Genomic DNA, 21,983 nt, shown 5'->3' with positions numbered 1-21,983 from the left:
GGGCTCGCACGCGACACGCAGCAACGAAGGCGCGCACCGTGCGCCCGCTCCAGTTTTTTTGAGATAGCAATCCCATGTTGAACGGAAACATCCTGACGCCGGACGGTTGGATACGCGGCACGCTCCACCATGAGAACGGAAGGATCACCTCGCTCGAGGGAGCGGCGGACGACCCCGCGACCAACGCCGATCCCTACATCCTGCCGGGCTTCATCGACCTGCATGTTCACGGCGGCGGCGGCGCCGACGTGATGGAAGCGGGGGCCGCGATCGAAACGATCGTGCGCACGCATGCCCGCCACGGCACGACGAGCCTGCTTGCGACGACGATGACCGCGCCGCGCGACGAACTTCTCGCGGTGGTCGCCGGCTTGGGCGAGGTGACCCGCACGCGTACGCCCGGCGGTGCGCGCGTGCTCGGTGTGCATCTGGAAGGCCCCTACATCAACCCCGGCAAGCTGGGCGCGCAGCCCGACGCTGCCGTTAGCGCCGTGCTCGACGAAGTGCTGAAGTACTTGTCGGTCGCGCCCATCCGCGTCGTCACGCTCGCCCCCGAGATCGCGGGGCACATGGAAATCATTTCGGAGATGGTGGCTCGCGGCGTTCGCGTGCAGCTCGGTCACTCGCTCGCCACCTATGACGACGCGGTGGCAGCGCTCAAGCACGGCGCTTGCGGTTTCACGCATTTGTTCAATGCCATGTCGCCGATGCACCATCGCAATCCGGGATTGGTCGGCGCGGCGTTCGCGCACGCCGAATTCGCGGAGATCATCCCGGACTTGCTGCACGTGCATCCCGGCGCGATTCGCGCGGCGCTGCGGGCCATCCCGCGCCTGTACGTCGTGACGGACAGCACGTCGGCGACCGGCATGCCCGACGGCGAATATCGCCTGGGCAGCCAGCACGTGACGAAGTGCCTCGGCGGCGTTCGGCTAGCGGACGGCACGCTCGCAGGCAGCACGCTGACGATGGATACCGCGCTGCGCAATCTCGTATCGCTGGGCCTACCGCTCGCCGATGTTTCCAACCGCATGTCGCGCTACGCCGCCGACTACCTCGGTATCGAAGATCGAGGCCGGCTCGCACGCGGTGCGTGGGCCGACGTCGTCGTGTTCGAGCGCGACCTGACCTTGGCGGCGACTTTCGTCGAAGGGGAGCAGATTGTCGAATATGCTTAAAGAGGCGCTCGCTGCGAGCGCCGTCGTGCAAAGCCAGTGCGCCGACAGCGCACGGGTCGAGGCGCTCGCCTCGGTGTTGGCGGCCAAACCATGCCACGTCGCGCTCACCGTTGCGCGCGGCAGCTCCGACCACGCCGCGAGCTACTTCGCCAGCCTTGCCATGAGCCGCATCGGCTTGCCCGTGGCGTCGCTGCCCATGTCGATCGCGACGCTGCAAGCGGCGCCGCTGCGCGTGGCCGGCGAACTGGCTGTTGCGTTTTCGCAGTCGGGTCGCAGCCCCGATCTCGTCGACACGATGACGGCGCTGCGCGATGCCGGCGCGCTTACCGTGAGCGCCGTGAATGCGCCCGTCTCGCCGCTCGCCGATGCTTGCGAATGGCAACTGCCGCTGCTGGCCGGTCCCGAGCGTTCGGTCGCGGCCACCAAGAGCTACATCGCCATGTTGTCGATCTCGGCGCAACTCGTCGCGTATTGGCAGCGAGACCCGGTGTTGATCGATGCGTTGCGGGCGTTGCCCGACACGTTGCGCGACGCTGCCGTGATCGATTGGTCGCTCGCGGTCGATACGCTGCGCGAGGTCGAGCGCATGATCGTGATCGGACGCGGCCTTGGCCTAGCGGTCGCGCAAGAAGCGGCGCTCAAGCTGAAAGAGACGTCGGGCATTCAAGCCGAAGCGTTTTCGAGCGCCGAGGTGCGCCACGGCCCGATGGAACTCATCGATCGAGGCTACCCGTTGCTCGTGTTCGCGCCGCGCGGTCCCGAGCAAGCGGGGTTGATCCGGCTCGCCGCCGACATGCGTTCGCGCGGCGCGCGCGTGTTGCTTGCGGCGCCCGAGGACGTCGAGGACGCGCAACTGCGGCTCGCGACGAGCCGCCACCCGGCGCTCGATCCGATCGCCGTCATCCAAACCTTCTACGTCATGGCCGCCGAACTCGCGGCCGCGCGCGGCCGCGATCCCGACGCACCGCGCCATTTGAACAAAATCACCGAAACCCACTGAGCGAGACATGCCGATGGAACGTGCTGAGGAGTCCCGATTAATGAATCAATCCCCGGACAAACTGGTCCTCCTGGCGCCGCTGACGGGCCCAGTGGTGGCGCTCGCCGACGTCCCCGATCCGGTGTTCGCCGAGGGTATGTTTGGCGACGGCCTCGCCATCGATCCGCTCGAAGGGCGCCTCGTCGCGCCGTGCGACGGGCTCGTCACGCATTTGGCGCGCACCGGTCACGCGGTCACGCTGCAAACGCCGGAAGGGGCCGAGATTCTGTTGCATATCGGCATCGACACGGTGGAATTGGGCGGCGCCGGATTCACGGCGAAGGTCACGCAGGGCGCGCACGTGCGAGCGGGTGATCTGCTCATCGAATTCGATCAGGATACGGTCGGCACGAAGGCGCCCAGCTTGGTTTCGGTCATCGCGATCGCCAATTCCGACGTGTTCGAAATCGTCGAACGCGCATCGGGCCGCGTCACGGCAGGCGTGACGCCGTTGTTGGCCGTGCGCGTCAAAGGCGGCGCGGCGCAAACACAAACGCAGGCCGCGGCGGGAGGGGCGCAAGCGGCTCAACCGGCAGACGTCGAGGTGCAGGCGAGCCGCATCGTCACGTTGATGCAGTCGGGCGGATTGCATGCGCGTCCAGCGGCGCGCGCGCGGGAATCGGTGCGAGGCTTGCAGGCGCACGTCGAAGTCCATCACGATGGCCGGCATGCGAACGTCCAAAGCGTCGTCGGCCTGCTTGGCCTGGGCGCGGGCGAAGGAGCGACGGTAGAGATCGTCGGCTCCGGACGCGATGCGGCGCGAGCCGTGGAGGCGGTCGCGCGCGAATTGCTGCGTGAGGTGCATGGCGAACTCGAGGAAACACCGGCGCGTGTGAAATCGCCGGCGCCGGGGCAAGCGGCGCGGCCCTCGGGCATGCCGCTCGACCCCAACACGCTTGCGGGCGTATGCGCGGCGCCCGGAATCGCCGTGGGCACACTCGTGCGCTGGGACGATGCCGAACTCGTTCCGCCCGAGCGCGCGAGCGGAACGCCGGCCGCGGAAAGCCGCTTGCTCGATCGCGCGCTCGCGACCGTCGATCAGGAATTGAACACCACGGTGCGTGACGCATCGCAGCGCGGCGCCGTCGGCGAGGCGGGCATCTTCGCCGTGCATCGCGTGCTGCTCGAAGATCCGACGCTCGTGGACGCCGCCCGCGATCTGATCAGCCTCGGCAAAAGCGCGGGCTTCGCCTGGCGCGAAGCGATTCGCGCACAAATCGCGGTGCTCGCGCATGTCGAAGATATGTTGCTCGCCGAGCGCGCCGCCGATTTGCGCGACATCGAAAAACGCGTCTTGCGCGCGCTGGGCTACGCCAACCCGGCCGCACGCACGCTGCCGAGCGAAGCGGTCTTGGCCGCGAACGAGTTCACGCCATCGGATCTGTCTTCGCTCGATCGCGCGCGCGTGACCGCGCTCGCGATGGCGGGCGGCGGCGCGACGTCGCACGCGGCGATCATCGCGCGGCAACTGGGCATTCCCGCGCTCGTCGCGGTGGGCGACGCACTGCACGCCATTCCCGACGGCACGCAAGTCGTCGTCGATGCGAGCGCCGGCCGGCTCGAATACGCGCCGACCGAACTCGACGTCGAGCGCGCGCGTCTCGAGCGCCAGCGCCTGGCGGGCGTGCGCGAAACGAACCGCCGCACGTCGCGGCAAGCGGCGGCCACGCGCGATGGCCGCGCGATCGAGGTCGCGGCGAACATCGCGACGATCGACGATGCGCGCACCGCGCTCGATAACGGCGCCGATGCCGTCGGTCTGCTGCGCACCGAATTGTTGTTCATCCACCGCGAGTCGGCGCCCAATGCCGAGGAGCATCGCCAAAGCTATCAAGCGATCGTCGACGCGCTCGAGGGCCGCACCGCGATTATCCGCACCCTCGATGTCGGCGCGGACAAGGAGGTTCCGTATCTGACGCTGCCTCCCGAGACGAACCCCGCGCTCGGTTTGCGTGGTATCCGGCTTGCGCAGGTGCGCCCCGATTTGCTTGACGAACAGCTGCGCGGCCTCATTGCCGTTCAACCGCATGGTTGCGTGCGCATCTTGTTGCCGATGGTGACCGATGCGGGCGAACTCGTGCGCGTGCGCAAGCGCATCGACGACCTCGCGCGCGGCTTGGGCCGCACTGACGCCATCGAGGTAGGGGTGATGATCGAGGTGCCGTCGGCGGCGTTGCTTGCCGATCAGCTCGCGCGTCACGCCGATTTTCTCTCGATCGGCACGAACGACTTGACGCAGTACACGCTTGCCATGGACCGCTGCCAGGCCGATTTGGCCGCGCAGGCCGACGGCCTGCATCCGGCGGTGTTGCGCTTGATCGAGCTGACGACGCAAGGCGCAGCCAAGCACGGCAAGTGGGTGGGCGTATGTGGCGCGTTGGCGGGCGACCCCGTGGCCGTGCCGCTGCTCGTGGGCCTTGGCGTCACCGAACTGTCGGTGGATCCGGTGGCCGTGCCGGGCATCAAGGCGCGCGTGCGCACCCTCGATTATCAACTGTGCCGCCAACGCGCGAGCGATTTGCTCGCGCTCGATTCGGCGCAGGCGGTAAGAGCAGCAAGCCGCGAGATCTGGCCCATGGATTAGGTGTTCCAACTGATCCGACGCCCGAAATCGCACTTAGACGATCGACCACAGACGACACGAAACATCAACGACGAGACGGACCAACTGGAGGACTCAATGGACGCGAACCCATTTCTAAAGGTGCAGCGCTTAGGGCGGGCGCTGATGCTGCCGATTGCGGTATTGCCGGTCGCGGGCATCTTGCTCAGGCTCGGCCAGGCCGATGTGCTCAACATAAAAATGATCGCCGATGCGGGCGGCACGATCTTCGACAACTTGCCGCTCTTGTTCGCCATCGGCGTGGCGGTGGGTTTCGCGAAGGACAACAACGGCGTGGCCGCGCTCGCCGGTGCGATCGGCTATCTGATCGAGATCGCCGTGATGAAGGACATCAACGACAAGCTCAACATGGGGGTGCTCTCGGGCATCATCGCGGGCGTTGTCGCTGGGCTGCTTTATAACCGGTACAAGGACATCAAGCTGCCCGACTACCTGGCCTTCTTCGGCGGCAAGAGGTTCGTGCCGATCATCACGGGGTTAGTGTGCGTGGTGCTCGGCATCGTCTTCGGGTACGTCTGGCAACCGGTGCAAATGGCCATCGACGCGACCGGGCACTGGCTCACCACGGCCGGCGCGATCGGCGTGTTCGTCTACGGCACGTTGAACCGGCTGTTGCTGGTCACGGGTTTGCATCACATCATCAACTCGCTCGCTTGGTTCGTCTTCGGCACGTTCACGCCGCCGGGCGGCGGCGCGGCCGTGACGGGCGATCTACATCGCTTCTTCGCTGGCGACCCGACTGCGGGCGGCTTCATGACGGGTTTCTTCCCCGTGATGATGTTCGGTTTGCCGGCCGCGTGTCTGGCCATGTTCCATGAAGCGCCCAAGGAGCGCCGTGCATTGGTGGGCGGCCTGCTGTTCTCGATGGCCCTCACATCGTTCCTGACGGGTGTGACCGAGCCGGTCGAGTTCACCTTCATGTTCCTCGCGCCCGTGCTCTACGTGATCCACGCATTGTTGACAGGCCTATCGCTTGCGATCTGCCAAGCGTTGGGTGTGCATCTGGGCTTCACGTTCTCGGCCGGCGCCATCGACTACGTATTGAATTACGGCTTGTCGACGAAGGGCTGGCTCGCGATTCCGATCGGCCTCGTTTATGCGGTGGTCTATTACGGGCTGTTCCGCTTCTTCATCCGCAAGTTCAACATGGCGACTCCGGGCCGCGAGAGCGCGAACGGCGATGCGCAGGTGCAGTCGTTTGCCGAAGGCGGCTATGTCGCGCCCGTCGCTGGAGCAGCCGCTTCGCGGGCCGATCGCTACATCGCCGCGCTGGGCGGCGCGCAGAATCTGACGCTCGTCGACGCTTGCACGACGCGGCTGCGGCTGTCCGTCGTCGACGCCGGGAAGATATCCGAGCCCGCGCTCAAGGCAGCCGGCGCACGCGGCGTGCTCAAGCGCGATGCGCACAACGTGCAGGTGGTGATCGGGCCCGAGGCAGATATGATCGCCGATGAAATGCGCGCCGTGATCGCTGGCGGGGCGGGGAGCGCTGGCTCGCCAGCGCCGGCTACGCAAGCAGGGGTTGCCGGCCCGCTCGATCCCGACCCGATGCGCTGGCTCGCCGTGTTCGGCGGGGCGACCAACGTCGCTGCGCTCGATGCCGTGGCGGCGACGCGACTGCGCGTGGTGGTGCGCGATCCGTCGGCGGTCGACCGGCAACGGCTTGCCGCGCTGGATGTGGCCTGGGTATCGGCAGACACGTTCCACATCGTTTGCGGTCCGTCCGCGCAGCGCTATGCCGAGCAACTGGCTACGCGTTTGCCTGCTGCGGGCGGCCCTTCGCCTCAGCCGGTGTGATGCGATGAAGTGAGCGCGCTTCGAATAGGCGAAGCGCAAAGCAGCAACGAAAAGCGGCGCCCGTCGAGGCGCCGCTTTTCGTTTGCGGTGAAGCTTGGGGATGAGCGGGAGAAGCATGTCCGCCCAGGTGCAACGACCCTTATCGCTCTTGGGCGATTCTCGCTTTTTCAACTCTCGATTCGAGCCACATCGCGTTGATGATGCCGAAACCGAGCGCGAGACCGATGCCGAGAATCCAACTGAAGTACCACATGATTCGTTCTCCTAACCAAAGACCAGATCCACTATTTGGAAATCGATGCCGATCAATACATCGAATGGCGGTTTTCCTCGAGCGCGGCCTGCGTGACCTTGCCGCGCATGACGCGATAGACCCACCCCGTATAGACGAGAATGATCGGTAAGAACACGATCACGGCGACGAGCATGATCTGTAGCGTGAGCCGGCTCGAGGTCGAATCCCATACCGTCAGGCTGCTCTTCGCATCGAGCGAGGACGGCATGATGAACGGAAACATCGAGAAGCCTGCCGTGAGAATCACACCGACGATCATGACACCCGTCGCAATGAACGCGGTCTTCTCCAAGCGCGAGCGAGCGACGGCGAACGCGACGAGACCGCCTGCGAAGCCGAGTGCAGGTGCGATCATCATCCACGGAAAGCGCCCGTAGTTGGCGAGCCAAAGCCCCTTGCCCGAATCGACGGTTTTCAGCAGGGGATTGGCGACCGTATCGAAGGGCGGCGCGCTTTCGATTCGATAGCCGACGACCGACGTTGCGATCAGCGCGCCGGCCAATGCAAAGCAAAGCAACGTGATCGCGGCTGCGCCTCGCAGCGCGAGCCCGGCCCGCGCGGACACCACGCCATCGGTCTTCATCTTCACGAACGACGCGCCGTGCGCGATCAGCATCGACAAGCTGACGAAGCCTGTCAGCAGCGCGAACGGATTGAGCAGGGCGAAGAACGAACCGTGATAAGTCACGCGCATATCGCTATCGAACGAGAACGGTGCGCCTTGCAGCAGATTGCCGAAGGCGACGCCGAACACGAGGGCGGGTACGAAGCCGCCCGCGAATAGCGCCCAATCCCAGGCGCAGCGCCACCGTGGATCGGCGCGTTTGCTGCGATAGTCGAAGCCGACGGGCCGAAAGAACAGCGCGAACAGCACGAGCAGCATGGCGAAGTAGAAGCCCGAAAACGAAGCCGCATAGACGAGCGGCCAGCTCGCGAACATGGCGCCGCCGGCCGTGATGAGCCAAACTTGATTGCCCTCCCAGGTCGCGCCGACCGTGTTGACGACGATGCGGCGTTCGTCGTCGGTTTTACCGACGAACGGCAGCAAGATGGCCGCACCCATGTCGAAGCCGTCCGTCAGCGCGAAGCCGATCAGCAGCGTGCCGATGAGCGCCCACCAAATCACCTTGAGCGTTGCGTAGTCCATGATGGTCCTTTGATCGATCGATGACGTAGATGCATCCGCGGCTTCATGCTGGCGTGTCGTTCGCGACGACCGTCGCCGGTTTTTCCGGGTCCGTCTGGTAGCGGCCCGTGTGCAACGAGGCAGGGCCCAGGCGCGCGTACTTGAACATCAGCGTGATCTCGACGATGAACAACGCCGTATAGAAGAGCGCGAATCCCGCGAGGCTCAGATACACGTCGGTGGCCGAGAGGCTCGACACGGAGAGATGTGTCGGCAAGATGCCGGCGATCGTCCAGGGCTGACGTCCGAGCTCGGCCACGACCCAGCCGAATTCCGCCGCGAGCCACGGCAGCGGAATGGCCCACACGGCCCAGCGCAGGAACCAGCGGCGGCGATCGTCGAGCACGGCGCGACGCGCGCACAGCCAGAATGCGTAGACGAAAGTCGCGAGGAACAGGATCCCCAGACCGACCATCAGTCGGAAGGAGAAGAAGATCGGTGCGACCGGCGGGATGGTCGATGTGGCGGCTCGATGGATCTGCTCCGGTGTCGCATCGGTGACGCGCGGCGCCAGCGGCTTGAGCAACAGCCCGTAGCCGAGATCGCTCTTGTGGGCGTCGAAGGCGGCGCGCGCGGCGGCGGACGTATCGCCTTGCTTGAGTTGCTGCAAGGCGGCGTAGGCGAGCATGCCGTTTCGGACGTGCGTCTCGTTTTCAGCTACCAGGTCTTTCAGGCCGATCACCGGCTCGTCGAGCGACCGCGTGGCGATGAGGCCCAACGCATAGGGGACGCGTAGCGCGTAATCGGTGCGTTGCTCCGCCTGATTGGGAATGCCGAACACGGTGAACGCTGCGGGCGGCTTGGCCGTTTCCCATTCCGCTTCGATGGCCGCGAGCTTGACCTTTTGCACTTCGCCGGTGTTATAGCCCGATTCGTCGCCGAGCACGATGACGCAAAGCGTCGATGCAAGCCCGAACCCCGCTGCGACGGTGAACGAGCGCAGCGCGAACTCGACGTTGCGGCGCTTGAGCAGGTACCAGGACGAGATCCCAAGCACGAACATCGAAGCGGTCACGTAACCGGCCGATACCGTATGAACGAATTTGACCTGCGCGATCGGATTGAAGATCACGGCGAACAGGCTCGTGAGTTCCATGCGCATCGTTTCATAGTTGAACGCGGCGCCAACCGGGTAATTCATCCAGCCGTTGGCAACGAGAATCCACAACGCCGAGAGGTTCGAGCCGAGCGCCACGAGAAACGTGACGACCAGATGCTGAACTTTCGAGAGGCGATTCCAGCCGAAGAAGAACAGGCCGACGAACGTCGATTCGAGAAAGAACGCCATGAGCCCTTCGACCGCGAGCGGCACGCCGAAGATATCGCCCACATAGTGCGAGTAGTAGGCCCAATTCGTTCCAAATTGGAATTCGAGCGTGATGCCCGTCGTGACGCCCATGGCGAAGTTGATGCCGAACAGCTTGCCCCAGAACTGGGTCATGTCTTTGTAGACTGGCTTATCGGTCATCACGAACACGGCTTCCATGATGACGAGCAGCCATGAGAGGCCGAGCGTGAGCGGGACGAATAAAAAGTGATAAAGGGCTGTCACGCCGAATTGCAGGCGCGAGAGATCGACGACTTCACTACTGAGCATGGCCGACTCCTTGTGACACGCGAGGGGCGGGAGAGGAAAGCAGCGCCCTCGCGACTTCTGCGGGCGGCAGCGACATATCGCTCGCGCGAGGGTGATTGAAAAAAGCCAACTTCAGTCCGATCAGCAATACGACTTTGAGCGCGAGCACGAGCGTGATATCGCGTGCGAACGTTGGGCCTCGCGCCCATCGGCCGAGCGATGCTGCAAACGAACGATGGCCGCTGCCGGAGGGGGGCGCGGCATGCGCGGTGGTTTTACGATGGAGGGCTCGCATGGCCTCGGATTCCTGTAATTGCCGCATTCGGTCTGAGGAGTGTCCGTTTCACCTACCGGAGGAGGTGAGAGACAAACGTTCAAGCCGCCGAAGCAGTCGAATCCATCGTAGGTCGAACAGGGGGGAGAGCAGTTGACCTGCGACAATGGCGCGGCGTTTTAGCGCAGGGGGATCGGGGGCTGATTAAGAGGAGCTGTTCTGAGCGGTTAACAAAGCGCCGATAGGAGGCCGCCTGCGAATGCGGTTGAGCGGGCCACCTGCGTGTGCGGGAGCGCGGGCAAAAAAAATCCCGCTGCGCAGATGCAGCGGGACTTTGATGAAGCGACGAGGCGAAACGCCGCGAGCTCGCTTATGCGTACTCAGCCAGCGCCGTGCGCATCTTCTTCATCGCACTGGCTTCGATTTGACGAATGCGCTCGGCCGAGACGCCGAATTCATCGGCGAGTTCATGCAGCGTGGAGCCGCCGGAGCCATCGTCGGCCACATTGAGCCAACGCGCCTCGATGATGCGACGGCTGCGCGCATCGAGGGAATCGAGCGCTTGAGCGATGCCGTCGGTCTGCAAGCGGTCGTTCTGCCGCGCGGCGAGCACGGCTGTCGGCTCGTTGTGCGAATCGGCCAGGTAGGCGATGGGCGCGAACGATTCCTCGCCATCCTCGACCTGCCCTTCGAGCGCCACGTCGCCGCCCGATAAGCGCGTTTCCATCTCCGACACTTCTTCGCGCTTGACGTTGAGCTCTTTGGCGAGACCCTCGATTTCGTCGGGCGTGAACGCATGCAGGTTTTGCTTGTGGCTGCGCAGGTTGAAGAACAGCTTGCGCTGCGCCTTCGTGGTCGCGACCTTGACCATGCGCCAATTGCGCAGGATGTATTCGTGAATCTCGGCCTTGATCCAGTGGATCGCGTACGACACCAGGCGCACGTTTTGCTCTGGATCGAAGCGCTTCACGGCCTTCATCAGACCAATGTTGCCTTCTTGGATCAGATCCGCATGCGGCAGACCGTAGCCCAAGTAGTTGCGCGCGACCGAGACGACCAGGCGCAGATGGGACAGGACGAGCCGGCGCGCGGCCTCCAAGCTGGCTTGCTGACGGTATTCGGTGGCGAGTTCGCGTTCTTCTTCCGCGCTCAGCATCGGGATGCGATTGACGGCTTGGATGTAGGCGTCGATGTTGCCGAGCTGCCCGGGCAGCATCGACGGCGCGAGCGTGAGAGCACCTGCCGAAGCGGCCTTAGCGGACGCCGGGCTCAGAGTGTTCGGAAGGGTCATTGCGTTGCTCACGTAAGAAACTCCTTGTGAATCGAGTACTGCTCAGTCACGAAGACAACTCCACCGGGGATATTAGCACTCCGTTTCGGAGAGTGCTAAGCGTTCGAGTCCACCGTCCCGCCGAAGTTCCCTTGATCTATCAAATTGTGGGTTTCGATAGCTTATTTTACGCTTCTGTCGAACGGTCTGCAGGGAGGTTCCGTGTGCCCGAACCGCGCGCCAGCCTTGCGCCGTTTGCAAACAATGTTTTGCCAGAAACAGTACCTTTGAGCTATTGGCCACACAGTATGATCATTCGACCCGCCGCGGCGGACGGGGATCATCGGCGTTCAACGCGTATGGTTGGAGTATCGAGATGAAAAAGAAAAACGATTTGATCGGGCTCAAGAACGCGACACTGCGCGGCATCGTCCCGGCGCTGCTGCTCGGTGCCGCCGCAGGGGCGAGTGCGCAGGAAACGGCTGCGGCGGCGTCTGCGGATCACACGTTCGGCGCCCAAATCGCGGTCGGCGTCGCGCAGCACAAGGTCAAAAAGGTCGAGCTCGGCTTCGTTTGGGACCCGGGATTGAACTTCTGGCACATCGGCGGTTGGCATTTTTCGCTGCTCGGGGAGGCACACCTCGGATACTGGCACACCAATGAGGGCGCCTTTCACAACGACGTCTACGAAGTCGGCCTGACGCCGATGGTGCGTTTCATCAAGGATTCGGGGGGGATCCGTCCGTACCTCGAAGCCGGGGCCGGGATACGCGTCCTGTCGCATCCGACCATCACCGATTCGTACACCCTTTCTACCGCCTTCCAATTCTCGGAGACAGCCGGCGTCGGCGCGCAGTTCGGCTCTCGCCAGCAGTACGCGGCGGGTGTGCGTTTCCAACACGTGTCGAATGGCGGTATCAAAGAGCCGAATCCTGGTATAAATTTCACCCAGCTATACCTGCAGTACAACTTCTGACGGCGGCGCACGCGCGCCGGTCGCATGGGGGCTGAGCGATGGCGGCGAAGGTGATCGAGGCGATTCGGGCGCTCGAGCGCGATCGGTTTCGCGCGATGGTCGATGGCGACGTGCCGGTACTGAACCAACTGCTTTCGGAGAGCGTCAGCTACGTTCACACGAACGGCAAGCGCGAGACGAAGCGGCAGTTCATCGATGCCATTTCCGGCGGTCACCGCCGGTACCGGCAGATCGAGGTGCAATCGCAGGATGTTCTGCCCGTCGGCAGCGACGCTTGCGTCGTCACGGGCCGCGCGTTGGTGGAGATGGAGGCGAACAACGGCGCGATATTGTTTCCGATCGCCTACATGGCCATTCAATCGCGAGAAGACGGCCACTGGCGGCTCCTCGCCTGGCAGGCGACACGCTGCGCGCTCGAGTAGAACGCGCAGCGCATCGCTCGCGCCGCCTGCTCGTGGCAGGCGCGCCCAGGTTGCAGCAAACACGCTCAAGCCGCGGCGGCTTCGTCCTCCCGCTCGCGGCTCCATTCCAACCGGTTGACTGCAGAAACCAGCGCATCGGCCGCGGCCGTCGCCGGATTTGCCGCTACGCCCACGCCGTACCGTACGCCCTGGCTCGCCGCCGCGTTTTGGCCCGGTTCTTCGAGGCGAACCGCGACGAACACGGCCGTGCGGCCGTCGCCAGTCGTGAGGCTCTCGTAATCGCAAACCTGCACGCGCTGGCGCGCGGCCGTCGACATGGCATCGGCAAGCGCGCGTACCCACGCTTGCCCATCGTCGTCGCCGGTCGCAGCCTCCACGCGCGCCACTTCGCGCCGGCGCCAGCGCACCACCGATTCGACCCGCTCGGCAGGGCCTTGCACATCGAAATATTCCCGTGCGAACAGGGCGCAAACCGCCTCGCCGGTAACTTCGGTGCCCGAGTCGTCGGCCAGACGCTGCACCGCATGGCTGAACTCGATCTGCACGCGCCGCGGCGGCGCGAAGCCGAGCCCGCGCTCGAGCAGATAGGTCGCGCCACCCTTGCCCGACTGGCTGTTGACGCGAATCACCGCCTCGTAGCCGCGGCCGACATCGGCCGGATCGATCGGCAGATACGGGACCTCCCAGAGGCCGTCGGACGATTGCTGCGCGAATCCTTTGCGGATTGCGTCCTGGTGCGACCCCGAGAACGCGGTGAAGACGAGCTCGCCCGCATACGGGTGGCGCGGATGCACGGCGATCGCATTGCAGCGCTCGACCACGCGGCGCACGGCGTCGATATCGGAAAAATCGAGCCTCGGGTCGACACCCTGCGTGTAGAGATTGAGCGCGAGCGTCACGAGATCGACGTTGCCGGTGCGCTCGCCGTTGCCGAACAAGCAGCCCTCGATGCGATCGGCGCCCGCAAGCAGCGCCAGTTCCGCCGCGGCCACCGCGGTGCCGCGATCGTTATGCGGATGCACGGACAGCACGATGCTGTCGCGATAGGCAAGATTGCGGTCCATCCATTCGATTTGATCGGCGAAGACGTTCGGCGTGGCCGCTTCGACGGTTGCCGGCAAATTGACGATGATTTTGCGTTCGGGCGTCGGGTGCCACACCGCGCTCACGGCATCGCACACTTCGCGCGCGAAGGCGAGCTCGGTCATGCTGAAGGTCTCGGGCGAATACTCGTAGGTCCATTGCGTTTGAGGCCGCCGCTCGGTTTCTTCCTTGATGAGGCGAGCGCCTTGTACGGCCAGCGCTTTGACTTCGCTCTTGGAGGCGTTGAAGACGATCCGGCGAAACGAAGGCGCGATGGCGTTGTACTGATGGACGATCGCCCGTGGCGCGCCGTCCAGCGCTTCGAACGTGCGCGCGATCAGATCGGCGCGCGACTGCACGAGCACTTCGATCGTCACGTCTTCGGGAATGCGCTTTTCGTCGATGAGCTTGCGCACGAAGTCGAAATCGGTCTGCGACCCCGAGGGGAACCCCACTTCGATCTCCTTGAAACCGATCGCGACGAGCATCTCGAAGAATTCGAGCTTTTGCGCGATGCTCATGGGCTCGATCAGGGCCTGGTTGCCGTCGCGCAAATCGGTGCTCATCCAAATCGGGGCCCGCTCGATGGTGCGGTTCGGCCATTTTCGGCCGGCCAACTGCACGGGCGGGAAGGATCGGTACTTTGCGGCAGGGTTGCGAAGCATGGGTGCGACCTCGTTCGTCGGGTCGTCTGCGAAAGCGCGGCTGATCGAGCGGCTAGCCGATCATGCCGGACGCGATGTTGCCACGTCGGCGGATTCGCGATTCGGCGAAGCGGTACTCGGCCGAATGCTGACGACTACGGGTTGTAGAAGGAACTACGGTTTGGGTGAAACGGAAACTGCTCGGGATGCTGCGGGAGGACCGCGCAAGGCGCGGCGCTACGACAGGCTTACGCTAGTCGTAGCGATAGGGGCCGCGCTAGGCGGCCGGAGGTAATTCGGAGGGAGTTCAGGATTGAACGCATGAGCCGCACTGTATGACAGCGCGCTGCACGCTGTCAACAGTGCCGGTGCGTCAGGGGTTGGCCGTGCCCTCGTTCGCGCGCGCGATGTCGACGATGATCTTGACCTGACGGGCCAGTGTTGGCGGCACGGCGGCGTCGCCGCGCAGCACGGATTCGATCCAGCGCGCCGTCGTTTCCGCGTCGCGAGCGGCGGGCAATTCGGGCTCGGCTTCGTCGGGCGAGCTGCGCTCGGGCGTGACGAGGGTTTGGGCCAACCCGTCGTGCAGCCAGTCGATCTGCACTTGACGGCGTGTGTCCGCGACGGCTTCGCCCTCGGTGCCCCGCGCGAGCAGCGCGCCGCCGCGGGCGACTTCCGGGTGACCGAGGAAGAGGGCGGCCAAGCTGTCGCGGTAAGCCGGATGCGTGTAATTGACGAGCCGCAAGCCGGCAGGCGAGAACGGCTGAAGGATCTTCACCAGCGTGTGGGTCGAGTTGCGCACGCCCATGACACGCCGCAAAGCGAGCAGGCGCGCGAGCTTGGGCGCGAGCACGTCCACGGGCGCAAACGCCAACCGGCGCTCGGCTAGCGCCGCTTCGATCGCATCGTGCGAGGCGGCCGCCTCGATCCCCAGGCACGCGAAGATTTCGGCGCTCGTCACGCGGCCCGGATCTTCCGTGACGCCGTGCACGAGCGTCGGCACCCCCTCGCGCGCCAGCAGCAGCGCAAGCAGCGGCACGAGGTTCGGTTGCTTACGTGCGCCGTTGTAGCTCGGGATCGAGACGGCGCCGAGTGCGCGCACCGGCATCATCGACGCCTGGGCCGCCGCGAGCATGGCGGCGAGTTCGTCGGCCGTCTCCCCTTTGAGGCGGTAAGCGAGCAATACCGCGCCGAGTTCGAGGTCGGAGACGCGGCCGTCGAGCATCGCGCCGTAGAGCGCAAAGGTGTCTTCGGACGATAGCGCGCGGGCGCCGTGCGGGCCGCGCCCGATTTCCTTGATGAAGCGGGCGCAGGGAAACGGTTCGGCGAGAATGGGTTCGGTCATGGCGCGCGGGGACGAGAGTCGGTGCTCTGCGAAGAAAAGATTGGCGAAGTTTAACGAGTACCGCATTCGTTCCCATCTGGCAAGCCGCGAGATGTCGAGCCGCGCGGCGTCGCCGGTGCGCCCGCGCTACACTCGATGCTTTCGGCCGTGCGGACCCTACGCGCGCGGCGCCCATCGAATCCGAAGGAGAAAGCGATGGAGTATGTGTTTGCCCCGGCCCCCATCGTCGCGGTGCCGATTGCGGAAAGCGCCGGCGTCGCGAGTGCGCGCGAGCGCTTTCCGGTTCGCCGCATCTACTGCGTCGGCCGCAATTATGCGGCCCATGCTCGGGAAATGGGCCATGATCCCGATCGAGAGCCGCCGTTTTTCTTTGCCAAACCGGCCGACGCAATCGTGTATGTCGCGCTCGGCTCGACCGGCGAATTCCCGTATCCGTCGCGCACGAACGACGTGCATCACGAGATCGAGCTCGTCGTCGCAATCGGGCGGGCGGGGCGCGATATCGAGGTGGATCGCGCGCTCGATCACGTCTACGGCTATGCGTTGGGTCTCGACATGACCCGCCGCGATCTGCAAGCCGAGGCGAAGAAAATGGGCCGTCCTTGGGACGGTGCGAAAGGCTTCGATCATTCGGCGCCGCTCGGCCCGATTCACCCGGTATCGCGCGTCGGCCATATCGAGCAAGGCGCGATTCGACTGGCGGTCAATGGCGTCGAGAAACAGTGCTCCGACGTATCGCAGTTGATTTGGTCCACGGCCGAGACGATCGCGTATTTATCGACGCTGTTCGAGCTTCGCCCCGGGGATCTGGTATTCACCGGCACGCCCGAAGGCGTCGGCCCCGTTGTGCGCGGCGATTTGTTGACGGGTTCCGTGCAAGGGCTGGGGGAATTGAATGTGCGCGTGGTGTGACAATCCGCGCGTTTTGGGAGGGGGACACTCGATGAAACTTTATAGCTATTTCCGCAGTTCGGCGGCCTATCGCGTGCGCATTGCGCTCAATTTGAAGGGCCTGCCCTATGAATATGCCAGCGTGCACCTCTTGCGCGGCGGTGGTGAGCAACTGAGCGCCGAGTATCGGCGCATCTGCCCCGACGGCATCGTGCCCTCGCTCGTCGACGGCGACACGGTGCTGCGGCAGTCGCTCGCCATCATCGAGTATCTCGAAGAGGTGCACCCCAATCCGCCGCTACTGCCGAGCGCACCCGCCGATCGGGCGCACGTGAGAGGCATCGCGCTGCAAGTCGCGTGCGAAATCCATCCGCTGAACAACCTGCGGGTGCTCAAGTATCTGAAGCACGAGCTCGGCGTCACGGACGATGCGAAAGACGCTTGGTACAAGCATTGGGTCGAGAACGGTTTTACGGCGATCGAGGCGGAGCTCGCGTCGGACGCGCGAACCGGCAAGTTCGTTTTCGGCGATACGCCGACGATGGCGGACCTCGCGCTCGTGCCCCAGGTGTTCAACGCAATCCGCTTCAGCGTGGATATGCAACCGTTTCCGACGATTCAACGCATCTACGACGAAGCCAGCCGGCACGAGGCGTTCGCGCGCGCGGCGCCTAGCGAACAGCCCGATGCCGAGTAGGTGCCTGACGAGTAACGGAAAGCTTGCGCGCGTTTGGGCCGCGAAGCGCGCGCATGGCGGATGGTTGGGCGGCTGCCGTTAGCCGAGCAGCGCGTCGGCGAATTCCTCCGCGTTGAACGGCTGCAAGTCTTCGACCTTTTCCCCGACGCCGATGAAGTAGACCGGGACGGGACGCTGGCGCGCGATGGCCGCCAAGATCCCGCCTTTGGCGGTGCCGTCGAGCTTCGTGACGATCAGGCCCGTCAGCGAGAGCGCATCGTCGAATGCTTTGACCTGCGCCAGCGCGTTTTGGCCCGTGTTCGCATCGATGACGAGCAACACTTCGTGCGGCGCCCCTTCGAAGGCCTTGCCGATCACGCGCTTGACCTTGCGCAGCTCTTCCATGAGGTGCAACTGCGTGGGCAGGCGGCCCGCCGTATCCGCCATGACGACGTCGATCTTGCGGGCTCGCGCCGCGCTAACCGCATCGAAGATGACGGCGGCCGGATCGCCGCTTTCCTGCGCCACGACGGTCACGTTGTTGCGCTCGCCCCAAATCGCGAGTTGCTCGCGGGCGGCGGCGCGGAACGTGTCTCCGGCGGCAAGCAGCACCGACTGATCGAAACGTTGCAGATGCTTGGCGAGTTTGCCGATGCTCGTGGTTTTACCCGCGCCATTGACGCCCGCGATCATCATCACGAGCGGTTGTGCTCGGCCTAGCACCAGCGATCGCTCGAGCGGCTTGAGCAGATCGACGATCAACGCGCGCAGCGCCGCCTTGACCTGCTGCGGATCGGTTAATCGCTGCGTGCGTACCTTTTCGTGCAATGCGGCGAGCAAGAACTCCGTCGCCTCGACCCCGGCATCGGCCATCAGCAACGCCGTTTCCAGCTCCTCGTAGAGCTCGTCGTCGATCTTCGTGCGCACGAAGATGCCGGTCAGCCCGGCGCTCGTCTTCGATAGTCCCGTGCGCAGCCGCGCGAGCCACGATTGCTTTTGCGCGGGTTCGACGAGCGGGGGCGGCACGATTTCCTCGGTCTCGATCTCGTTGACCCCCGTAGGTTCGATGGCGGTGGCCGAGGCCGAAGCGCCCGGGGCGTTGCCGCTAGCGAACGGTTCGGGCGCAGGCCGGGGCGGCGCGGCAACCGCGGCGCTCGCCGGGGCGGGCGTGACCGCCGGCGGCGGGGCCGACGCGGCGGGGGCAATGGACTCGGCGGGCGCGGCCGATGCAGCGGGCGGCGCAGCGGAAGCGGCCGGCGCGACGGGGGACGTGGGCGCTTGGGTTGGCGAGACGACTGGCGCAACCGCCGGTGCTGCCGGGGCTTCGTCTGCTTGCGTGTCCTGCGGCGTATCGGCGGCTTTGCCGCCCTTGAATCGTTTGAAAAAGCTGAACATGGTGTGCCGTGATCGGTGCCGAGGCGAGCTGCCTGCGGCGGCAATAGATGATGGCGCGCGGCCGCGCATGCGCCGCGGTGGACCGGCAATGCGGCAATGCGCTCGAAACGCGCATTTTACCAGGCGCGCGCCCGCGCTCCTCGCCCGTGCCGTGGCGGCTGTGGTAACGTTGGCCGTCGCGCCCGAGCGGGCATTGCCGTTCGGGTGCCATCCTCCCGTCAATCGTATTCATTTGCATGCCTCGTTCCTCATCCGCCTCGCGCGCGTCCAGCGCGACGTCCTCTCGCGGCAAGCCGCACACCGTTCGCATCATCGGCGGAGATTGGAAGCGCACGCCGTTGCCTGTGCTCGATCTCGAAGGCTTGCGGCCCACGCCCGATCGCGTGCGCGAGACCTTGTTCAATTGGCTCGGCCAGCGGCTGGACGGCTTGCGCTGCCTCGATCTATTCGCCGGCACGGGCGCATTGGGTTTCGAGGCGGCATCGCGTGGCGCCGCGCGGGTATTGATGGTGGAGCGCAATGCGAAGGCGGCGCGCCAGCTGCGCGATGTTCGCACCCGCCTCGCCGCGCAGTCTGTAGAGGTGGTCGAAGCCGATGGCTTGCGGCTCGCGACGGGCTTGCCGCCGCGCTCGTTCGACATCGTCTTCCTCGATCCACCGTTCGGAGAGGAACTGTTGCCGCGCGCGCTCGAAGCGACGGCGCCTCTCGTGGCCGAGCAAGGCTATTTGTATGTCGAATCGGGTGAGCCGCTCGACCTGGATGCGCTCGAGGCATTGGCTGGCTGGACCATGGTGCGGCAGGGGAAGGCCGGCGCCGTGTTCTACCATTTGCTGCAGCGCGAAAATGATGAATAATGCGCGTTTTCAACGGAGACGGACGCTGGCCGCATCAAGCCGCGTCACGGGCGGCAGCGTCGCAGTGGGCGCGGGTTCGGGTCCCAATTGGATGAAGACAGGAGATGGTCGATGGTAGTCGCCGTGTACCCGGGTACGTTCGATCCGCTCACCCGCGGCCATGAAGATCTCGTTCGGCGCGCGTCTAGCATTTTCGACACGCTCGTCGTCGGCGTGGCCGACTCGCGCAACAAGAAGCCGTTCTTCACGCTGCAGGAGCGCCTCGACATCGCGCAGGAAGTGCTGGGCCACTATCCGAACGTGCAGGTGATGAGCTTCAAGGGGCTGCTCAAGGATTTCGTGCGCGCGAACAATGCGCGCGTCATCGTGCGCGGCTTGCGCGCGGTTTCCGATTTCGAGTACGAGTTTCAGATGGCGGGCATGAACCGGTATTTGCTGCCCGACGTTGAAACGATGTTCATGACGCCGTCGGATCAATATCAGTTCATCTCGGGCACGATCGTGCGCGAAATCGCGCAATTGGGCGGCGACGTCAGCAAATTCGTATTCCCTTCGGTGGAAAAATGGCTCACGGATAAGGTCGCCGAGATGGCGCAAAGCTCGCCGTCGCAGCCGTGAACCCTACGGACGCTAGGGCTTGTGCCGGCCGCGGGAGCCAAGCCAGGCGTAGAATATCGAACGTGTTTTCGTTCGATACCGTGTTTCCGGTGACAGCATGGCCTTAATCATTACCGACGAGTGCATCAACTGCGACGTTTGCGAGCCCGAGTGCCCGAACGACGCGATTTCGATGGGCCCGGAAATCTACGTGATCGACCCCGCGAAATGCACCGAATGCGTCGGCCATTTCGACGAACCGCAGTGCCGCCAGGTCTGCCCCGTCGAGTGCATTCCGAACGATCCTCGGCACGTCGAGACGCCGCAAGGCCTGCTCGCGAAATACCACGCGCTGCAAGCGGCCAAAGCCGAGGAGAAGGGCTGAGGTCGCGTCGATCTGCGCCGCGGGCCTGGCAACTGCAGCGCTTGCTTTGAAGTTGGCGGGGAGCGTCTCAGCTGCTGTGCAACTGCATCATCGCGCGCTCGGGCGCGCCCTTCACGACGTGCGGCATGACGGCGAGCGAGCGCTCGATGGCCGCATCGATCACGCTTTGCTCTTCCTTGCGCGGCGGCTTCAACACGAAATTGGCGACATCGGGTTTCGCGCCCGCCCGCGCGCTCTCGGGAATCAAATCGCGCGGATGACCGATGCCGATGCGAAGCCGCCAGTACTGCTGCGAGGACAAATGCGCCGATATGTCCTTCAGCCCGTTATGTCCGCCGCTGCCTCCACCGAGCTTGAGCTTGACCGCGCCGGGCGGCAGGTCCAGTTCGTCGTGCGCGACGAGAATCTCATCTGGCAGGATCTTGAAGAAATGGGCGACGGCAACGACCGATTGCCCCGACCGGTTCATGTAGGTTTGCGGCTCGAGCAGATGCACTTCTTCGCCATGGAGGCGCGCCTTGGCGTACAAGCCATGGAAGCGGCGCTCGTCGCGTAGCGAGGCTCCCGCTTCGCGCGCGAGCTGATCGACGAGCCAAAAGCCGGCGTTGTGCCGCGTTGCCGTATATTCCGCGCCCGGGTTTCCGAGGCCGACGATGAGCTTGATCATGCTGTTATGCCGGCTAGCCGGCTTGTGTACGAGGTAGGATCCATGGCGAAAAAAAACCCGCCGGGTAAGCCGCGGCGGGTCACGTCGTCCGTTCCATTGAAACGGATCGAGAGGATAGGCGCGAAAGAGCGCTTACGCGGCCGGCGTTTCGCCTTCCGCAGCGGCTTCAGCCGCAGTCGCGCCGGCCGGTACCGCAGCCGAAGCGATCACGGGGTTTTCGCTTTCGATGTGCGCGACGAGCGAGACGCCCTTCGGCAATGCGATGTCCTTAGCGTGCAGCGATTGGCCAGCTTCCACCTTCGCGAGGTCGAGCTCGACGAATTCGGGCAGGTCGGCCGGCAGGCACTCGATTTCCACTTCCGTCACGACGTGCGAAATGATCGCGCCGCCAAGCTTCACGGCGGGGTTCGTTTCTTGGTTCATGAAGTGAACCGGCACCTTCGTGTGCAGCTTCTTGTTCGGGTCGACGCGTTGGAAGTCGACGTGCAGCACGAGCTGGCGGAACGGATGGTATTGCACGTCACGCAGCAGCACGGGTTGCGACTTGCCGGCCACTTCGAGGTCGAGGATCGACGAGTGGAAGGCTTCTTTCTTCAGCGCATGCCACAGCGCGTTGTGATCGAGTTCGATCAGTTGGGGTTCAACGGCTGCGCCATACACGATCCCCGGCGTCTTGCCGGAGTTGCGCAGGCGGCGGCTCGCACCCGTACCTTGCAGGTTGCGCTCGAAAGCGACGACTTTCATGTTCAATCTCCATAGCTGCCCGCGACCAGGCAGTGATAAGGCGCCTTCCATGCCGCTACCGAACGG

At 64.6% G+C, this 21,983-nt stretch carries 20 protein-coding genes and 1 pseudogene; 11 read left to right on the top strand and 10 right to left on the bottom strand.

Going from position 1 to position 21,983, the window contains the following annotated elements; all coding sequences use genetic code 11:
* Window positions 1-74 precede the first annotated feature (74 nt).
* The 4 genes from nagA to nagE all read left to right on the top strand — a co-directional run bounded on the left by nagA (window position 75) and on the right by nagE (window position 6,637).
* Entirely contained in the window at window positions 75-1,178 is a 1,104-nt protein-coding gene (gene nagA / locus MMB74_RS04595) for an N-acetylglucosamine-6-phosphate deacetylase (RefSeq protein ID WP_277427414.1), read from the top strand.
* Window positions 1,171-2,178, top strand: a complete 1,008-nt coding sequence (locus MMB74_RS04590) for an SIS domain-containing protein (protein WP_277427723.1) — start codon at window positions 1,171-1,173, stop codon at window positions 2,176-2,178. The genes nagA and MMB74_RS04590 overlap by 8 nt, the downstream gene beginning before the upstream one ends.
* 13 nt (window positions 2,179-2,191) lie before the next feature.
* The gene (ptsP, locus tag MMB74_RS04585) at window positions 2,192-4,801 is read left to right on the top strand and encodes a phosphoenolpyruvate--protein phosphotransferase (protein ID WP_277427413.1); all 2,610 of its coding nucleotides are present in this window, start codon (window positions 2,192-2,194) and stop codon (window positions 4,799-4,801) included.
* Between the two features lie 96 nt (window positions 4,802-4,897).
* Entirely contained in the window at window positions 4,898-6,637 is a 1,740-nt protein-coding gene (nagE, locus tag MMB74_RS04580; protein ID WP_277427412.1) for an N-acetylglucosamine-specific PTS transporter subunit IIBC, read from the top strand.
* A 175-nt stretch (window positions 6,638-6,812) separates the two neighbouring features.
* On the opposite strand, the pseudogene cydX reads toward nagE, so the two are convergent.
* From cydX to rpoH, 5 genes and pseudogenes are all read right to left on the bottom strand, one after another.
* Window positions 6,813-6,890: pseudogene (cydX, locus tag MMB74_RS04575) on the bottom strand (cytochrome bd-I oxidase subunit CydX); the annotation flags it as partial.
* Window positions 6,891-6,942: 52 nt separating this feature from the next.
* Complete coding sequence (cydB, locus tag MMB74_RS04570; protein ID WP_277427410.1) at window positions 6,943-8,079, bottom strand: cytochrome d ubiquinol oxidase subunit II; 1,137 nt, start codon at window positions 8,077-8,079, stop codon at window positions 6,943-6,945.
* Window positions 8,080-8,122: 43 nt separating this feature from the next.
* Entirely contained in the window at window positions 8,123-9,715 is a 1,593-nt protein-coding gene (locus MMB74_RS04565) for a cytochrome ubiquinol oxidase subunit I (RefSeq protein WP_277427409.1), read from the bottom strand.
* Window positions 9,705-9,989: a cytochrome oxidase putative small subunit CydP gene (gene cydP / locus MMB74_RS04560; protein ID WP_277427408.1), complete on the bottom strand. Its 285-nt coding sequence runs from the start codon at window positions 9,987-9,989 to the stop codon at window positions 9,705-9,707. Before cydP ends, MMB74_RS04565 begins: the two co-directional genes overlap by 11 nt.
* A gap of 349 nt (window positions 9,990-10,338) precedes the next feature.
* Entirely contained in the window at window positions 10,339-11,271 is a 933-nt protein-coding gene (gene rpoH / locus MMB74_RS04555) for an RNA polymerase sigma factor RpoH (protein ID WP_277427407.1), read from the bottom strand.
* A gap of 343 nt (window positions 11,272-11,614) precedes the next feature.
* Between rpoH and MMB74_RS04550 the strand changes: the two genes are divergently transcribed.
* Both MMB74_RS04550 and MMB74_RS04545 read left to right on the top strand, forming a co-directional pair.
* On the top strand, window positions 11,615-12,214 hold the full coding sequence (locus MMB74_RS04550) for an acyloxyacyl hydrolase (RefSeq protein ID WP_277427406.1): 600 nt from the start codon (window positions 11,615-11,617) through the stop codon (window positions 12,212-12,214).
* A gap of 38 nt (window positions 12,215-12,252) precedes the next feature.
* A complete protein-coding gene (locus tag MMB74_RS04545; protein ID WP_277427405.1) occupies window positions 12,253-12,636 on the top strand; it encodes a nuclear transport factor 2 family protein in 384 nt (127 codons plus the stop codon).
* 65 nt (window positions 12,637-12,701) lie between these two features.
* On the opposite strand, the gene leuA is transcribed toward MMB74_RS04545, so the two are convergent.
* Entirely contained in the window at window positions 12,702-14,384 is a 1,683-nt protein-coding gene (gene leuA / locus MMB74_RS04540) for a 2-isopropylmalate synthase (protein ID WP_277427404.1), read from the bottom strand.
* A 352-nt stretch (window positions 14,385-14,736) separates the two neighbouring features.
* Entirely contained in the window at window positions 14,737-15,708 is a 972-nt protein-coding gene (gene ybiB, locus MMB74_RS04535; RefSeq protein ID WP_277427403.1) for a DNA-binding protein YbiB, read from the bottom strand.
* 195 nt (window positions 15,709-15,903) lie between these two features.
* Between ybiB and MMB74_RS04530 the strand changes: the two genes are divergently transcribed.
* Both MMB74_RS04530 and maiA read left to right on the top strand, forming a co-directional pair.
* Window positions 15,904-16,620, top strand: a complete 717-nt coding sequence (locus tag MMB74_RS04530) for a fumarylacetoacetate hydrolase family protein (RefSeq protein ID WP_277427402.1) — start codon at window positions 15,904-15,906, stop codon at window positions 16,618-16,620.
* 31 nt (window positions 16,621-16,651) lie between these two features.
* The gene (gene maiA / locus MMB74_RS04525; protein ID WP_277427401.1) at window positions 16,652-17,296 is read left to right on the top strand and encodes a maleylacetoacetate isomerase; all 645 of its coding nucleotides are present in this window, start codon (window positions 16,652-16,654) and stop codon (window positions 17,294-17,296) included.
* Window positions 17,297-17,374: 78 nt separating this feature from the next.
* On the opposite strand, the gene ftsY is transcribed toward maiA, so the two are convergent.
* Window positions 17,375-18,670: a signal recognition particle-docking protein FtsY gene (gene ftsY / locus MMB74_RS04520; protein WP_277427400.1), complete on the bottom strand. Its 1,296-nt coding sequence runs from the start codon at window positions 18,668-18,670 to the stop codon at window positions 17,375-17,377.
* Window positions 18,671-18,906: 236 nt separating this feature from the next.
* Between ftsY and rsmD the strand changes: the two genes are divergently transcribed.
* From rsmD to MMB74_RS04505, 3 genes are all read left to right on the top strand, one after another.
* Window positions 18,907-19,524, top strand: coding sequence for a 16S rRNA (guanine(966)-N(2))-methyltransferase RsmD (gene rsmD / locus MMB74_RS04515; RefSeq protein WP_277427399.1), 618 nt, complete (start codon window positions 18,907-18,909; stop codon window positions 19,522-19,524).
* A 111-nt stretch (window positions 19,525-19,635) separates the two neighbouring features.
* Entirely contained in the window at window positions 19,636-20,142 is a 507-nt protein-coding gene (gene coaD, locus MMB74_RS04510) for a pantetheine-phosphate adenylyltransferase (RefSeq protein WP_277427398.1), read from the top strand.
* 97 nt (window positions 20,143-20,239) lie between these two features.
* On the top strand, window positions 20,240-20,506 hold the full coding sequence (locus tag MMB74_RS04505) for a YfhL family 4Fe-4S dicluster ferredoxin (protein ID WP_277427397.1): 267 nt from the start codon (window positions 20,240-20,242) through the stop codon (window positions 20,504-20,506).
* 67 nt (window positions 20,507-20,573) lie between these two features.
* Here the strand turns inward: MMB74_RS04505 and pth are convergent, their stop codons facing one another.
* On the bottom strand, window positions 20,574-21,173 hold the full coding sequence (gene pth / locus MMB74_RS04500) for an aminoacyl-tRNA hydrolase (RefSeq protein WP_277427396.1): 600 nt from the start codon (window positions 21,171-21,173) through the stop codon (window positions 20,574-20,576).
* Window positions 21,174-21,305: 132 nt separating this feature from the next.
* On the bottom strand, window positions 21,306-21,917 hold the full coding sequence (locus MMB74_RS04495) for a 50S ribosomal protein L25/general stress protein Ctc (RefSeq protein ID WP_277427395.1): 612 nt from the start codon (window positions 21,915-21,917) through the stop codon (window positions 21,306-21,308).
* Window positions 21,918-21,983: the final 66 nt, after the last annotated feature.

Origin of the sequence: Trinickia sp. Y13, from assembly GCF_029522115.1 — a bacterium.
In the GTDB taxonomy this organism is placed as follows: Bacteria; Pseudomonadota; Gammaproteobacteria; order Burkholderiales; family Burkholderiaceae; genus Trinickia.
This window is presented reverse-complemented; position numbering and strand designations above follow the sequence as displayed.